We start from the raw sequence: 15,517 nt of genomic DNA, 5'->3' as shown, positions 1-15,517 counted from the left end.
TGTACCCCGGTGGTGAGCCGTCCGGCCAGGGTTACTAAGGTTATCCTAAGTTTACTTCGGGTCGTTCTCAGGTTTCGTGGGGTGACGGTGTTCGCCAGCTATCTCATCGGATTGCGCGAAGGTCTCGAGGCCACCCTCGTCGTCTCCGTGCTCGTCGCCCTGCTGGTCAAGAGTGACCGGCGGGACCGGCTCCCCCTGGTGTGGGCCGGGGTCGGCGCCGCCGTCGCGCTGTCGGTCGCGTTCGGCGCGCTGCTCACCTTCACCGTCGCCCACCTGGAGTACCGCCAGCAGGAGCTGTTCGAGGCGATCACCTCGCTGCTCGCCACCGCGTTCGTCACCTGGATGATCTTCTGGATGCGCCGCGCCGCCCGTACCCTCTCCGGCGAGCTGCGCGCCAGGCTCAGCGAGGCCCTGGAGGTCGGCGCGACCGCGGTGGTGGTCGTGTCCTTCCTCGCCGTGGCGCGCGAGGGCCTGGAGACCGCGCTGCTGTTCTTCGCCTCCGCGCAGGGCGCCGCCACCACGGCCGTCCCGCTGGCCGGGATCAGCCTGGGCCTGCTCACCGCGGTCGTGCTCGGCTGGGGCGTCTACCGCAGCGCGCTGCGCATCGACCTGGCCACGTTCTTCACCTGGACCGGCCTGCTGCTGATCCTGGTCGCCGCCGGCATCTTCAAGTACGGCGTGCACGACCTGCAGGAGGCCGGTGTCCTGCCGGGCCTGTCCGACCAGGCCTTCGACATCAGCGGCGTGCTTCCCGCCGACTCCTGGTACGGCACGCTGCTGGCCGGGATGTTCAACATCACCCCGCAGCCGAGCGTGCTGGAGACGGTGGCGTGGGCCGCCTACGCGCTGCCCACGCTCGTGCTCTTCCTGTGGCCGCGGCGGAACCGCCCGGTTCCCGTGTCCAAGACCTCCGTGACCGACCCGCAACACGCGGGCTGACCTTCCCGAACAGGACGACCATGCGTACCTCCCTCTCCATCGCCGCCGGCGCGCTCGCGCTCGCCGGCCTCACCGCCTGCGCCTCCGACCCCGCGCCGGCCAACGACGCCGGGGCCGGCCGGGAAGGGGCCGCCCCCGCGGCGAGCGGACCGGTCGCGGGCGGTCCCGTCACGGTCGCCGCCAACGACACCGAGTGCAAGGTCGCGGTCACCGAGGTCCCCGCCGGGACCTCGACGTTCGCCGTCACCAACGGCGGCACCAAGGTGACCGAGTTCTACGTCTACGCGGCCGGCGACCGGGTCATGGGCGAGGTGGAGAACATCGTGCCGGGCCTGACCCGCGAGATGATCGTCGAGTTGCCCGCCGGCACCTACCAGACCGCCTGCAAGCCCGGCATGATCGGAAAGGGCGTCCGCGGGGCGCTCAAGGTGACCGGCGAGCACAGGCCGCTCAGCGACGACGCCGAGCTCGCGGCGGCCACCGCGGGCTACAAGCGCTACATCAAGTCGCAGAGCGAGACCCTGCTGACCAAGACCCAGGAGTTCGTGGACGCGGTCAAGGCGGGCGACGTCAAGAAGGCGAAGGCGCTCTTCCCGGTCTCGCGCACCTACTGGGAGCGGATCGAACCGGTCGCGGAGATCTTCGGCGACCTCGACCCGGCCATCGACGCCCGCGAGAACGACGTGGCCGAGGGCGAGAAGTGGACGGGGTTCCACCGCATCGAGAAGGACCTGTGGGTCGGCGGGGACATCGGCGGCGACGGGCCGATCGCCGACAAGCTGATGACCGACGTCAGGACCATCGTGGAGAAGGCCAACGCCGCCGAGCTCTCGCCGGTGCTGCTGGCCAACGGTGCCAAGGGCCTGCTCGACGAGGTCGCCTCCGGGAAGATCACCGGCGAGGAGGACCGCTACTCCCACACCGACCTGTGGGACTTCGACGCCAACCTGCAGGGGTCCAGGGCGGCGGTGCAGGCGCTCCGCCCGGTCCTGGAGCAGCGCGCCCCCGAGCTGGTCACGACGCTGGACGAGAAGTTCGCCGCCGCCGAGGCCGCGCTCGGCGAGCACCGCGAGGGCGACGGCTGGAAGCTGCACACCGCCCTGTCCAAGGAGGACCTCAGGAAGCTCTCGGACGCGATCAACGCGCTCTCCGAGCCGATCAGCAAGATCGCCGCGGTCGTGGCGAAGTAGCGGCGGATCAAACCGGCGAGGAACGGGTCACGGTGACGAGCGGCAGGTCGCGGTGACGGCGGACGGCGGGTCACTCCGGGGACCCGAGGAGGGAGGGGCGCGATGAGCGGACGGATCAGCCGCAGGGGACTGCTGGGGATGGGCGCCGCGGGGGCGGCGGCCGCCGGCGCCGGCGCGCTCGTGGTACGCGGCACCGGAGGCGGAACCGGAGGTGGGCGGGAGCCGGCCCCCGCCGCGCGCCCCGCCTCCGCCGCCGACCCGGTCGGCTTCTACGGCGAGCACCAGGCGGGCATCGTCACCCCGGCCCAGGACAGGCTGCACTTCGTCTCGTTCGACGTGATCACCGAGAAGAAGGCCGAACTGGTCGATCTGCTCCAGGAGTGGACCGCCGCCGCGGCCCGGATGACGCGGGGGGAGGAGGCCGGCGTGTTCGGCGCGGTCGGCGGGGAACGCGAGGCGCCGCCGGACGACACCGGCGAGGCGCTCGGCCTGCCGGCCTCCGGCCTGACGCTGACCGTCGGCTTCGGCGGTTCGCTGTTCGACGACCGTTTCGGGCTGGCCGCGCGCCGGCCGGCCGCGCTGGCCGACCTGCCGCACCTGCCCGGAGACGCGCTGCTGAAGGACATCTCCGGCGGTGACCTGTGCGTGCAGGCGTGCGCGCACGACCCGCAGGTCGCGGTGCACGCCATCCGCAACCTGGCGCGCATCGGCTTCGGCAGGGTCTCGGTCCGCTGGACCCAGCTCGGCTTCGGCCGCACGTCCTCGACGTCGCGTTCCCAGGCGACGGCGCGCAACCTGATGGGGTTCAAGGACGGCACCGCCAACCTCAAGCTGGAGGACGTGGCGCTGCTGAAGGAGCACCTCTGGGTGGCGCCGGGCGACGGCCCGGACTGGATGACCGGCGGCAGCTACCTGGTCACCCGCAAGATCCGGATGCTGGTCGAGACGTGGGACCGCGCCCCGCTGGCCGAGCAGGAGCAGATCTTCGGCCGGGACAAGGGCGAGGGCGCCCCGCTGGGCCGCAAGGCCGAGTTCGACGAGATGGACTTCACCCTCAAGGGTCCCGACGGGCAGGTGCTCGTCAAGGACGACGCGCACGTACGGCTCGCCCACCCCTCCCACAACGGGGGAGCGCGGCTGCTGCGCCGCGGCTACAACTACGTCGACGGTTCCGACGGGCTGGGCCGCCTGGACGCGGGACTGTTCTTCATGGCCTACCAGCGGAATCCGCACCGGCAGTTCGTCACCGTGCAACGCTCCCTGGCCGGGGCCGACTCCCTCAACGAGTACATCAGGCACGTCTCCAGCGCCCTGTTCGCCTGCCCGCCGGGCGTACGCGACGCCGGCGACTTCTGGGGCCGGGCCCTGTTCGCCTGAGTCGACCGCGACCCGTCCGGCCGACCGCGACCCGTCCGACCCGGCGCGCGTGCCCCGCCTGACCCGCCCGCCCCCGCCCGTGCCCGGCGGGTACGGGCGGGCGCGCTTCGGGGCCGTCCGCCCGTCGTCCCGGCCGGTCACACGACACCGGGCACGGCCGGTGCGCCGCCGGTCAGACGGCGTCCTTCCCCACGTAGACGCGCAGGTGCCGGGCGGTGAGCGAGTCCCCCCGCCCGACGAGCTCGGCGGGCGTGCCGGTGAAGACCACCCGGCCACCGTCCTGGCCGGCCCCCGGGCCCATGTCGACGATCCAGTCGGCGTGCGCCATCACGGCCTGGTGGTGCTCGATGACGACGACCGTGTTGCCGTCGTCGACGAGCCGGTCGAGCAGGGCCAGGAGCTGGTCCACGTCCGCCAGGTGCAGCCCGGTGGTCGGCTCGTCCAGCACGTACGTCGCGGCCTTCTCCGCCATCCGGATGGCCAGCTTGAGCCGCTGCCGCTCGCCGCCGGACAGCGTGGTCAGCGGCTGGCCCAGGCCGAGGTAGCCCAGGCCCACGTCGGACAGCCGGTCCAGGACGGCCCGCGCCGCGCCGGAGCCCGCGCCCGACCCGAAGAAGTCGCGCGCCTCGGTCACCGACATGGCCAGCACCTCGCTGATGTCCTTGCCGCGCAGCTTGTGGGTGAGCACCTCGGGGGTGAACCTCCTGCCCTCGCACTGCTCGCACACCGACGCGACCCCGGCCATCATCGCCAGGTCGGTGTAGACCAGGCCGATGCCCTTGCAGTTGGGGCAGGCCCCCTCGGAGTTCGCGCTGAACAGGGCCGCCCGCACCCCGTTGGCCTTGGCGAAGGCGGTGCGGATCGGGTCCAGCAGCCCGGTGTAGGTGGCCGGGTTGCTGCGCCGGGAACCGCGGATCGGGCTCTGGTCGACCACGGCCACGTCCTCGGAGCGGGGGAGGGAACCGTGGATCAGCGAGCTCTTGCCGGAGCCCGCGACACCGGTGACCACGGTCAGCACGCCGAGCGGGATGTCGACGTCCACGTCCCTGAGGTTGTGCAGGGCGGCACCCCTGATCGGCAGCCACCCGGAGGGCCGGCGCACCCGCTCGCGCAGCCGGGCGCGGTGGTCCAGGTGGCGGCCGGTGAGGGAACCCGAGCGCCGCAGCCCGGCCACGTCGCCGGCGTAGCAGATCCGGCCCCCGGACGTGCCCGCGCCCGGGCCCAGGTCGACCACGTGGTCGGCGATCTCGATCGTCTCGGGCTTGTGCTCGACGACCAGGACCGTGTTGCCCTTGTCGCGCAGGCGCAGCAGCAGCCCGTTCATCCGCTCGATGTCGTGCGGGTGCAGCCCCACCGTGGGCTCGTCGAAGACGTAGGTGACGTCGGTCAGGCTGGAGCCGAGGTGGCGGACCATCTTCACCCGCTGGGCCTCGCCGCCGGACAGGGTGGCGGACTCGCGGTCCAGGCTCAGGTAACCCAGCCCGATCTCCACCAGCGAGTCCAGCGTGTTGCGCAGGGTGGCGATCAGCGGCCCCACCGACGCGTCCTCGACGCCCGCGACGAAGGCGGCCAGGTCGCTGATCTGCATGGCCGAGCACTCGGCGATGTCGCGGCCGCCGATCCTCGACGACAGCGCGGCGGGGTTGAGCCGGGTGCCGCCGCACGCGCGGCAGCCGGTGAAGGTCACCGCCCGGTCCACGAACGCCCGGATGTGCGGCTGCAGCGACTCGCGGTCCTTGCCGAGGTAGGTACGCCGGATCTTGACCAGGAGCCCCTCGTAACTGGTGTTCGTGGTCCCGATCTTGATCTTGGTGGCGGGCCTGTGCAGCAGGTCCTCCCACTGCCGGGGGGTGTAGTCCCTGAGCTTGACGTCGGGGTCGAAGAACCCGGACAGGGCCGTGTTCTGCCAGTACCAGGAGCCCACGGTGAAGTTGGGCGCCATGATCGCCCCCTCGTTGAGCGAGCGGTCGACGTCGAGGAAGGCGGTGACGTCGATGTCCGACACCCGGCCGAGCCCCTCGCAGTCCGGGCACATGCCCTCGGCGCTGTTGAAGCTGAACGCGCTGGAGGTGCCGACGTGCGGGACGCCGATCCTGCTGAAGACGATCCTCAGCATGGTCTGCGCGTCGGTCGCGGTGCCGACCGTGGACCGGGAGTTGGCGCCCATCCGCTCCTGGTCGACGATGATCGCGGCGCTCAGGTTGCGCAGGGAGTCGACGTCGGGCCGGCCCAGGCTCGGCATGAACGACTGGATGAAGGCCGTGTAGGTCTCGTTGATCAGGCGCTGTGACTCCGCGGCGATCGTGCCGAAGACCAGCGAGGACTTCCCGGACCCGGAGACGCCGGTGAAGACGGTGAGGCGGCGCTTGGGGATGTCCAGGGAGACGTCGGCGAGGTTGTTCTCCCTGGCGCCGCGGACCTCGATCACGTCGTGGGCGTCCGCGACACGGGCCCGCCACCGGGCGCGACCGCCGGACACCGGTCGGTCGGACGGGAATGCGAACCTTCTCATTGATATCCTTAGGCTGTAAGGAGATGGCTCGGACAAATTAGTTTATGCCGTAAGGAGTTGCAAGTGGTGGTCTTCGCCGGACAGGGTGACGCGCGCCGCTCCATGTCCCTGCTCTGGCGTGCCCCCGGCCCCCCGCAGGTGCGTCCCGGGCCCAGGCCCGCGCTGAGCGTGGACCTGATCGTGGCGGCGGGCATCGCCGTGGCCGACGCCGAGGGGATGGCCGCCCTGTCCATGCGCGCGGTGGGCGAACGGCTCGGGCGCACCGCCATGGCCCTCTACACCTACGTCCCGAGCAAGAGCGAGCTGGTCGACCTGATGTACGACCACGCGCTGGCCGAGCTGCCCACCGGCTACGACACCGCGGCGGGCTGGCGGGCGGCCGTGACCGCCTGGGCCGAGGACCTCTGGGAGTTCTACCTGCGGCACCCGTGGATGCTGCAGGTCTCCCCGGCGCGCCCGGTGCTCGGCCCCAACGAGTACGTCATGCTCGAGACGGTGCTGCGCGCCCTCCGCGAGAGCGGGCTGCCGGCCGGCGTGCTGCGCCGCGTCGTCGGCGCGCTGACGCACCTCGTGCGCGGGGCGGCGCAGACGATCGCCGAGACCCGGCGGGCCCCGGTCGAGACCGGGATGTCCGACGACGAGTGGTGGTACGCCCGCTCGGCCCTGCTCCAGGAGGTCGCCCTCGACTTCACCGAGCGCTTCCCCGTCGTGACCTGGATGGAGAGCGAGGGCGCCTACCGTTCCGAGGACGAGACCGTCCCCTACCTGGAGCGGGAGGCCAGGGAGGCCTTCGCGACCGGGCTCGGCGTGTTCCTCGACGGCGTCGAGGCGGCCGTACGCCGGAACGACGCCGGGCGGGCCGCGCGGGGAGCCCGCGGCGGAGCTCGCTGAAAATCCACCCCCCGGGGGGGCGTCCCGGTCGTCTAATCGGCCTCCCGCAGGGCAGTAAGGGGGTCATGAAAAAGTTCTTCAAGGTCGTGGTGGCACGCTGGCTGGCCCGTACGCCGTTCGGTCTGGCCGTCCTGGGAGTGGGCTGGCTGCTGGGCCGGCGCAAGCAGCGCGCCCAGGTCGAGCAGGGGCGAGGCGCCCGGCGTGCCCACGGTTCGCGCAAGGCCAGGCCCGTCGTCCGTTCGGGGCGGCGCCGCTGACGGACGGGCGTCCTCCGGGGCGCCCGTCCGCGCGGCCCGGAACGTCGCGCGGGAGTCCTCGGACCGGCCGGTGAGGGCCGGACCCCGGGCGCCGGCCATCGGTCCGGCGTGCGGGGCCGGCGGGGGAACGGGCCCGGCGGGGAGAAAGGGGCCCCTCTCCTTTCGGGCCGGTGTCGATCCACCGGCCGGCCGTTCGTGTAGGGGTGAGACGCCGGCACGAGGCCGGCGGGACCCCGAAGCGGAGAGACGATGAGCATCGTCGTGACGGTCAACAACATGTCGCTCGACGGCGTGATGCAGGCGCCCGGCCGGGCCGACGAGGACCCGCGCGGGGGCTTCGGGCACGGGGGGTGGGCCCGGCCCTACGGCGACGAGGTCGCCGGCCGGGTGATGGGCGAGGGGATGAGCCGGACCCGGGCGCTGGTGCTCGGTCGCAGGACCTACGAGGACTTCTTCTCCTTCTGGCCCGGGCAGCGCGACAACCCCTTCACCGAGGTACTCGCCGCCACGCCGAAGTACGTCGCGTCCAGGACGCTGCGGGAACCGCTGCCCTGGGCCAACTCCGTCCTCATGCCCGGCGACGCCACCGACGAGGTGGCCCGCCTCAGGGAGCAGCCCGGCGGTGACCTGGTGGTGCTCGGCAGCGGGGACCTGCTCCGGTCGCTGACGCGCCGCGGGCTCGTCGACCGGTACATCCTGCTGATCCATCCGCTGGTGCTGGGAACCGGACGGCGCCTCTTCGCGGAGCAGGGCGCCCTCGGCGCCCTGCGGCTCGTCGGCTCCCTGACCACGACCACCGGGGTGGTGATCGCGACCTACGAGCCGGTCGAGCCGGCGGCGGGCGCGGCCGGCCCGGCCTGACCCGCCCGGACATCGGCCCTGACCCGCCCGATCCGGCCTGGCCTGGCCTGCCCGGCCCGATCCGCCCGGCGCCGCACTCGCCGGGGCACGGTCGCGTCCCGGCGGGGAACGGCTCAGGTGGTCGGGGACAGAAGGACCCGGGTGGGCCGGTGCGGGGGAACGGCGCGGCCGTCGGGCAGGAGCTCACCGGTGTCGTCGAACAGGACGACACCGTTGCACAGGAGGGTCCACCCCTGCTCGGGACGGGAGGCGACGGGGCGCGCGGCCTCGCGGTCGGAGGCGTACCCGGAGGGGCAGCGGGGTTCGTGCTGACACATGGCAGACCTCGATCGGTCGGCTCGGATCACGGCTGCTCGCCGTCGAACGCTCTCAGTATCACTCCGGGATCGCGGACGGTCCGCGTACAAGTACCCCTAACGTCGTTCCGTGCCGGAGTAGGGGTTCCGTGCCGCCGGGGGATGAGACCGGGCGCGCCGGGTACGGCAGGCCGGGGGGCACGGCGGCCCGGTCGTGGCCCGGCGATGACGAGTGGAGAGCGTGCGATGACGGACAAGGCGATCGCGGACTTCTGGTTCGATCCCTCCTGCCCCTACACCTGGCTCACCTCCCGGTGGCTGCTGGAGGTGGAGAAGGTCCGCCCCGTCGAGGTGCGCTGGCACCTGATGAGCCTCTCGGTGCTCAACGAGGGGCGCGACGACGATCCCGAGGGGGACAGCGAGGGGTACCTGTGGGTGCCGGTGCGGGTCTGCGCCGCCGTGCTGGAACGGTACGGGCAGGAGGCGCTCGCGCGGTTCTACACCGCGATGTGGACGGCCGGGCGCGGGCGCGGCCAGGAGTGGCCCGAGTCCCTGCACGACGCGCTGGCCGCCGCCGGGCTGCCGCGGGAGCTGGCCGAGGCCGGCGCGTCGACCGCCCACGACGAGGCCGTACGCGCCTCGCACGCCGAGGGTCTCGGCCTGATCGGCGGCGACCACGTGGGCACCCCCGTGGTGGCCGTCACCGGCACGGGCGGGGAGCGCGTCGCGTTCTTCGGCCCGGTGATCTCGGAGGTCCCCGTGGGGGAGGGGGCGGGCCGCCTGTGGGACGGGACGCTGCTGGTGGCCGGCACGCCCGCCTTCCACGAGCTCAAGGGGCAGCCGCCCGCCGCCCCCCGGCTCGACCCTCCGGCACCCGCCGCCGGCCCGGAATGACGGCGTGACGGCGTGACGCGGACGGTGTGACGGCGTGACGGTGTGACGGCGTGACGCGGACGGTGTGACCGGGTGGGGTGGGCCGGGTGGGTGACGGCCGGGCGGTGTGACGGTGTGACGGCCGGCCGGTCACGTGGTCGAGCGGTGTGGCCGTGGGCGGGTGCGCGCGCCGGCCCCGTGCGGGCCGACGGTGTCCCGGCCGGAGACACCCCGGCCGGTGTCGTTCAAGGCGGTGTCGTTCAAGGCGGTGCCCGTCGAGCGGGTTCCGGCCGGATCGGTGTGACGCGCGCCGGATCCGGACACGTCGATCTCCCCCCGATGTTCCCCGTTCATGGCTCGGGAGTTACCCCATATCGAGCATTCCTGTCATTCCTCTCAATTAACACTATTTCGGGCATTGCTATTGATCTACTTTGTAATGGCGCGCTCATCGGGCCGTCACGGTGTGGAGGGCCTCCGGGATCAGGGGAGCGAAGCCGGCGGGGGCGAGCCCCCACGGAACGATCGTGCCCCGTGTTTCGCTCCGTGAGCTCCGTGGCGGAGACGCATCCGGTAGTGTTGCCCCGTCCGAACGGACCTACCGAGGAGGTGAGACCCATTACCGCTGTATCAGGTCGGGTGCTCCCTTCTCGCATCCGCGCGGTTCATCCGGCATAGGTGACCGAGGGAGCCCCGTCGGCTTCCCGAAAGGTTCTCCATGCCGGTTCTTCCCTCTCTGTTGTCCCTGCCCGTCGTCGTCTCCAGGCTCCGTGCCGCCGGCTGTGTCTTCGCCGAGGAGGAGGCGGAGCTGCTGCTGACCAACGCCCGCACACCCGCCGATCTCGCCGGGATGGTGGAGCGGAGGGTCACCGGCCTGCCGCTGGAACACGTCCTCGGCTGGGCGGAGTTCTACGGCGCGCGATTCCTGGTCGATCCCGGCGTGTTCGTGCCGCGTCGTCGTACCGAGTTCCTCGTGCGTCAGGCCGCCTCCCTGGCGGTCGCGGACCGTCCGTCCGGCCGCCCTTGGGTGATCGTCGACCTGTGCTGCGGTTCGGGCGCGGTGGGCTCCGCGCTGGCCACGGCCCTGGGTGAGGCCGAGTTGTACGCCGTGGACATCGACCCCGCCGCGGTGCGGTGCGCCCGACGCAACGTCGGCGCCGGGGGCCGGGTCTACGAGGGTGATCTCTACGAGCCGCTGCCCGCGGCGTTGCGGGGCCGCGTCGATCTCCTGGTGGCCAACGCGCCCTACGTCCCCACCGAGGCGATCGGGCTGCTGCCCGCGGAGGCGCGGGTGCACGAGCCCCTGGTGGCGCTCGACGGCGGCGAGGACGGTGTCGAGGTCCAGCGGAGGGTGACCGCCGAGGCGTCACGCTGGCTGGCGCCGGACGGTCGTCTGCTGGTGGAGACGAGCGAGCGGCAGGCCCCGCGGACCGTGGCGGCCTTCGCCCGCAACGGGCTGGAGCCGAGGGTGGCCCGTTCCGAGGAACTGGACGCCACCGTCGTCATCGGCACCGGGCCCACGGCCGGGACGGGGCGGGACGGCTGATCACCCGCGGGGCCGCGGTGGTCTCGGCGGTCCCGCCCGGGCCGGGGGGCCGAGGCGGTCCGCACCGAAGCGGTTCGAGGCGGTTTGGGCCGGGGCGGTCTGAGCCGGGCGGACCGCCCCGGCTCGGCGTGCTCCGGCCTGTTTCACCTGCTTCAGGTTTGTTTCGTCCCGTCAGGTTCAGGCGGTTCGGCGCGGGCCGTCGGGCAGGTGGGCGCGTGTCTCACCGGCCGCTTCCGATGCGGCGGCCGGTGATCTCGTTGGCGGAGATCCTGACGTAGAGCGTCCGTTCGCCACCGGCCCAGGGCTGTACGCCGGTGGCCTGCGCGGCGGCCAGCTCGTCGGGCGTGGAGAGGTGGTGCACCCCGCCGCGTACCAGCACGCTCCACCCCTGGCTCGTGGTGGCGTCGAGCTGGTCGACCTCGAATGCGATCTTGAATTCGACGCCCTCGACGCCGGTCCGCAGGCCCGCGTCGAAGGGGCCGCCCACGGCGGTACGGAAGATCACCGTCTCCTCGTGCAGCACGTAGTTGACCGGGAGGATCACCGGCCCGCCCTGGTCGTTGAAGGCCACCCTGCCCACCCCGCCCGCACTGATCAACCGCAGGCACTCCTCGCGGCCGAGCGTCTCCAGCGCGCCGGGAACGCCCCCGTGCCCGTCGCCGGCCGCAACCTGCTCGCCCATACGCTCCTCCACGATCGATTCCCTTCACGCCGGCCTCACGAGGGAAACGCCCCCTCGGGGGAAACGTTACCGCCGGGCCCGGCCGGGGCGGGACGGGACGGCGGGGACACGGCGGAGACGGGGCGGGGCGGGGCGGGACGCGACGGGGCGGGGCGAGGAAGGGCGAGGGCGGCGGGACGGTCCGATTTCCTCGTGCGCCCGCGGCCGGCAGGGGAGACGAACGTCCCATCGCCTGAGGACCTTCGCCGATGACGCGGGCCCGGTCCCCGCGACCACACTGGGAGGACAAGAGGAGGTCAGCGATGACGATTCAGGTGAAGGACATCATGGGCAGGGTGGCCATCGCGGTCGAACGGGACGCCTCGTTCGCCGACCTGGTCGCCACGATGCGGCGTTTCAAGGTCGGCGCGGTCACCGTGATCGACGCCGACCGCCGCCCGGTGGGCCTGGTCTCGGAGGACGATCTCCTGCTCAGGGAGACGGCCGGGCAGCGGGCGGACGGCGGTCCCTTCGAGCGTGGCCTCCCCGGCGGCCTCCTGGGAGGGCTCGGGCACCGTCAGGAGCGTCGTCACGAGCGCCGCAAGGCCGTGGGGACCGTCGCGGGTGAGATCATGACCAGCCCGGCGATCACGGTGACGACGGCGACCCCGGCCCGGGAGGCGGCCAGGCTCATGCACGCGCACCGGATCAAGCAGCTACCGGTCATCGACGCCGTGACGGGCAGGATGGCCGGAACCGTCCACCAGCGGGATCTGCTGAAGGTCTTCCTGCGCCCGGAGGCGGATCTCCGCCACGACGTCGAACTGAGCCTGCGGCGCCTGCGCCTGCCCGACGGGCAGGTCGCGGTCTCGGTGGAGGAGGGGGTCGTGACGCTGGGCGGCCAGGTCGCCCGGCGCTCGCAGATCGCGCCGCTGCTGGAGGCCGTCCGCGAGATCGACGGTGTGGTGGACGTCAGGGGCGTCCCGGCCTTCCGGTCCGACGACCTGGCCCGGGTCCCGGCTCCGTACCTGTGAGTCCCTTACCCGTGAGGTTCGCGATCGTGAGACGGGTGCCTCGAGGCGGGTGCCCGTGAAGTCCGTGCCGGTGAAGTCCGTGGTGGGGGACGGGCGGGGCCGGGATCTCGAACGGAGTGGGCCGTGGCGGCGCCGGATGCCAGACTTCCCCGTATGACGGAGACGGAAAAGGGGTCGCGCTCCCTGATCCCCAACATGCGGCTGGACGAGTTGCTGTCGGAGTTGCAGGGGCGCCTGGAGGCGGTGCTGGCCACCCGGGACCGGGTGCACGCGCTGCTCGAGGCGGTCGTCTCGGTGGGCAGCGACCTCGATCTGGAGGTCGTGCTGCGCAGGATCGTGGAGACCGCCACCCAACTGGTCGACGCAACCTACGGGGCTTTGGGCGTGGTCGGGCAGGAGAGCACGCTGGTGCAGTTCGTCCCGGTGGGGCTGGACGAGGAGGAGATCGCCAGGATCGAGCACTGGCCGCACGGGCTGGGCCTGCTGGGGTTGCTGATCAAGGAGCCGCAGACCTTGCGGCTGGCGCACATCACCGACCATCCCGCCTCCTACGGGTTCCCGCCCGGCCACCCGCCCATGGGGTCCTTCCTCGGGGTGCCGATCCGGGTGCGCGACGAGGTGTTCGGCAACCTGTACCTCACCGAGAAGCGCGGTGGCGGGGAGTTCGACGAGGAGGACGAGGCGATCGTGTCCGCGCTGGCCAGCGCGGCGGGCGTGGCCATCGAGAACGCGCGGCTGTACGAGGAGACCCGGCGGCGGGAGATGTGGCTGCAGGCCTCGGCCGAGGTCACCACGGGCCTGCTCTCGGGAGCCGAGCCGCAGCAGGTGCTGACGCTGGTGGCGAGGCGGGCACGGGAGCTGGCCGGGGCCGACATCGCGATGATCATGCTTCCGGACAGGGGCCGGAAGGCCCTGCGGGTGCTGATCGCCGACGGTCTGGACGTCGAGGAGATCGGCCGGGCCGAGGTGAGCATGGAGGACTCCCTGGCCGGGCGGGCGCTGCGAAGCGGTGAGCCCCTCATGGTCAGCGTCCTGTCGGAGGCGGGCCTGCCGGACGCGCTGGCCGACCACCTGGCGGTGGGACCGGTGGCCGCGGTGCCGCTGGGCGCGGCCGGGGCGGTGCGCGGGGTGCTGACGCTGGGCAAACGCCCGGGACGCATCCCGTTCAACCCCACCGAGCTGCGCACCCTGCACTCCTTCGCCGGGCAGGCCGCGATCGCCCTGGAGCTGGCCGAGGCCCGCCAGGACGCCGAGCGGCTGGGTCTGCTGGAGGATCGCGACCGGATCGCCAAGGACCTGCACGACGTGGTCATCCAGCGGCTGTTCGCCGTGGCCATGACGCTGATGAGCATCGTGCGGTTCGTCGAGCACCCCGAGGCCTCCGACCGTCTCCAGCACGGGATCAACGAGCTGGACGAGACGATCCGCCAGATCCGCTCGACCATCTTCGCCCTGCAGACCCCGCGTCAGGCCGACGATCCCAGCCTGCGCGCGCGGATCGTGGAGCTGGTCGAGGGCGCCCGCGGGCACCTGGGCTTCATGCCGGGCCTGCGGATGGAGGGCCAGCTCGACAACAGGGTCCCCGAGCCGGTCGCCGAGCACCTGCTGGCCGTGCTGCGCGAGGCGCTGTCGAACATCGTGCGCCACGCCAGGGCGAGCCGGGCCGACGTCTTCACCGAGGCCACCGCCGACCGGCTCACCCTCACCGTCACCGACGACGGGGTCGGGCTGCCCGGCGAGGGCAAGCGCAGCGGCCTGCGCAACATGCACGACCGGGCCGTCGCGCTGGGGGGCTCCTTCGAGGCGGGCCCGGACGCGACCGGCGGGACCCGGCTGGCCTGGCGCGTACCGCTGAACTGAGGGCGTACGGGCCGTCGCGGGAGGCGGCCCTCGTCACGGCCCCGCCGGTCGGCCGCGACGTCCCGCCCGTCCCGGGGGGATCGAGTCGCCGGCCAGGCCCGTACCGGTGCCGTCGCCGCCGGTGGTGCCGGCCGAGGGGGCCGAGGCGGCCGTGTGGCACGCGCCGCGGCCGTCGGCGCGGAGCACGATCCGGCCGGACTCGACGCGTACCGCCGTCTCGGTCCCCTCGCCGACGACGGGCAGGCCGGCCGCCGCGGCGACCGCGCCCGACTCGTCGAAGACCACCCGCAGGCGCGGCCAGGCCGATCGCGGGAAGGCCTGGCGCAGGCAGCCGCAGAGGTCGGCGACGGTCAGCCGGGCCAGTGGCGCCAGCTCGTCGGAGCCTCCGGTGACCAGGACGGCGGTGATCGCGGCCCCCGGCGGCGCGGCCCGTACGGCCTCCTCGACGGCCTCCAGCCGGTGCAGGCCGAGGATCGCCACCACGCCGTCGTCGCCGAGCGGGGCGGGCTCGGCACGTACGGCGTCCGTCGCCCCGGGCGGTGACCAGGGTTCGTCGACCGGTCGCGCCCGGGTGTTCCACGGGGTGGAGAACCGGCGGTCGTCGCGATCCAGTTCCGTCAGGTGCTCGCAGGCGCTGACGATGTCGAACGGCTCGGTGAAGCCGGGGGCGGCGGCGGCCATCAGGCTCGCCCCCTGAAGGGTGGTGAGCGCGGCCTCGGCCATCCACACCAGGCGGCCACCGGCCTGTTCGGCCGGGCGCAACCGCTCCAGGGCCAGCCCGAGCAGGATCGCGTCGAGTTTCATCAGCTGCGCGAACGGCGGCCGGAGCCGCTCGTCGGAGAGGATCTCGGGCATCAGCTCCATGCCGAGCCGGGCGAGCCCGCGGTGCTCGTCGGTGGTGAGGGGGAGCCGGGCCAGCCAGGCGCGGGCCAGCGCGCCGAGGGCCTCGCGGGGGGTGAGCCCCGGTTCCTGGGGCGTCGGCTCGGGGGCACGCTCCGCCAGGCCGGCCAGGACCGTGAAGTACAGGGCCCGCTTGCCGGAGAAGTTGGAGTAGACCGCACCGCGGGTGAGCTCGGCGCGCTCGGCGATGCCGTCGATCTTGGCGTCCCTGAAGCCGCGCTCGGCGAACTCCTCCCTGGCCGCGGCCAGCACCCTGGCGCGGTTGTGCTCCTGCGACTGCGCCCTGCTGAGCCGGCCCATCGCCCTCCCGCCTCGCGTTG

14 protein-coding genes are annotated in these 15,517 nt (G+C 73.0%); 10 read left to right on the top strand and 4 right to left on the bottom strand.

What is annotated here, in order from left to right:
• Positions 1–81 precede the first annotated feature (81 nt).
• The 3 genes from efeU (at position 82) to efeB (ending at position 3,506) form a co-directional block, all read left to right on the top strand.
• On the top strand, positions 82–939 hold the full coding sequence (gene efeU / locus AB0G16_RS28395) for an iron uptake transporter permease EfeU (protein ID WP_362811393.1): 858 nt from the start codon (positions 82–84) through the stop codon (positions 937–939).
• A 20-nt stretch (positions 940–959) separates the two neighbouring features.
• Positions 960–2,129, top strand: a complete 1,170-nt coding sequence (efeO, locus tag AB0G16_RS28390; protein WP_362811390.1) for an iron uptake system protein EfeO — start codon at positions 960–962, stop codon at positions 2,127–2,129.
• Positions 2,130–2,231: 102 nt separating this feature from the next.
• On the top strand, positions 2,232–3,506 hold the full coding sequence (gene efeB / locus AB0G16_RS28385) for an iron uptake transporter deferrochelatase/peroxidase subunit (RefSeq protein WP_362811387.1): 1,275 nt from the start codon (positions 2,232–2,234) through the stop codon (positions 3,504–3,506).
• Between the two features lie 172 nt (positions 3,507–3,678).
• Here the strand turns inward: efeB and AB0G16_RS28380 are convergent, their stop codons facing one another.
• Positions 3,679–6,018 carry an excinuclease ABC subunit UvrA gene (locus AB0G16_RS28380; protein WP_362811383.1) on the bottom strand — a complete coding sequence of 780 codons (2,340 nt, stop codon included), beginning with the start codon at positions 6,016–6,018 and terminating at the stop codon, positions 3,679–3,681.
• 63 nt (positions 6,019–6,081) lie between these two features.
• Here AB0G16_RS28380 and AB0G16_RS28375 point away from each other — a divergent pair, with 63 nt between their 5' ends.
• From AB0G16_RS28375 to AB0G16_RS28365, 3 genes are all read left to right on the top strand, one after another.
• On the top strand, positions 6,082–6,909 hold the full coding sequence (locus AB0G16_RS28375) for a TetR/AcrR family transcriptional regulator (RefSeq protein ID WP_362811380.1): 828 nt from the start codon (positions 6,082–6,084) through the stop codon (positions 6,907–6,909).
• 65 nt (positions 6,910–6,974) lie between these two features.
• On the top strand, positions 6,975–7,166 hold the full coding sequence (locus AB0G16_RS28370; protein WP_362811377.1) for a DUF6203 family protein: 192 nt from the start codon (positions 6,975–6,977) through the stop codon (positions 7,164–7,166).
• Between the two features lie 249 nt (positions 7,167–7,415).
• Positions 7,416–8,027 (top strand): dihydrofolate reductase family protein, encoded by a 612-nt coding sequence (locus AB0G16_RS28365; protein WP_362811375.1) that lies wholly within the window; start codon positions 7,416–7,418, stop codon positions 8,025–8,027.
• A 113-nt stretch (positions 8,028–8,140) separates the two neighbouring features.
• On the opposite strand, the gene AB0G16_RS28360 is transcribed toward AB0G16_RS28365, so the two are convergent.
• A complete protein-coding gene (locus AB0G16_RS28360; RefSeq protein WP_362811373.1) occupies positions 8,141–8,344 on the bottom strand; it encodes a DUF5999 family protein in 204 nt (67 codons plus the stop codon).
• Between the two features lie 225 nt (positions 8,345–8,569).
• Between AB0G16_RS28360 and AB0G16_RS28355 the strand changes: the two genes are divergently transcribed.
• Together AB0G16_RS28355 and AB0G16_RS28350 are read left to right on the top strand one after the other, a co-directional pair.
• Positions 8,570–9,217, top strand: coding sequence for a disulfide bond formation protein DsbA (locus AB0G16_RS28355; RefSeq protein ID WP_362811371.1), 648 nt, complete (start codon positions 8,570–8,572; stop codon positions 9,215–9,217).
• A 697-nt stretch (positions 9,218–9,914) separates the two neighbouring features.
• The gene (locus tag AB0G16_RS28350; RefSeq protein ID WP_362811368.1) at positions 9,915–10,742 is read left to right on the top strand and encodes a putative protein N(5)-glutamine methyltransferase; all 828 of its coding nucleotides are present in this window, start codon (positions 9,915–9,917) and stop codon (positions 10,740–10,742) included.
• Positions 10,743–10,962: 220 nt separating this feature from the next.
• Here AB0G16_RS28350 and AB0G16_RS28345 read toward each other — a convergent pair whose 3' ends face one another.
• Positions 10,963–11,424, bottom strand: coding sequence for a pyridoxamine 5'-phosphate oxidase family protein (locus AB0G16_RS28345; protein ID WP_362811365.1), 462 nt, complete (start codon positions 11,422–11,424; stop codon positions 10,963–10,965).
• Between the two features lie 302 nt (positions 11,425–11,726).
• On the opposite strand from AB0G16_RS28345, the gene AB0G16_RS28340 reads away from it, so the two are divergent.
• Positions 11,727–12,437: a CBS domain-containing protein gene (locus AB0G16_RS28340; RefSeq protein ID WP_362811362.1), complete on the top strand. Its 711-nt coding sequence runs from the start codon at positions 11,727–11,729 to the stop codon at positions 12,435–12,437.
• A 153-nt stretch (positions 12,438–12,590) separates the two neighbouring features.
• A complete protein-coding gene (locus tag AB0G16_RS28335) occupies positions 12,591–14,297 on the top strand; it encodes a GAF domain-containing protein (RefSeq protein ID WP_362811358.1) in 1,707 nt (568 codons plus the stop codon).
• A gap of 33 nt (positions 14,298–14,330) precedes the next feature.
• Here AB0G16_RS28335 and AB0G16_RS28330 read toward each other — a convergent pair whose 3' ends face one another.
• Positions 14,331–15,497, bottom strand: coding sequence for a TetR/AcrR family transcriptional regulator (locus AB0G16_RS28330; RefSeq protein WP_362811356.1), 1,167 nt, complete (start codon positions 15,495–15,497; stop codon positions 14,331–14,333).
• Between the last annotated feature and the right edge of the window lie 20 nt (positions 15,498–15,517).

The sequence above is a fragment of the Streptosporangium sp. NPDC023615 genome (genome assembly GCF_040640155.1).
In the GTDB taxonomy this organism is placed as follows: domain Bacteria; phylum Actinomycetota; class Actinomycetes; order Streptosporangiales; family Streptosporangiaceae; genus Streptosporangium.
This window is presented reverse-complemented; position numbering and strand designations above follow the sequence as displayed.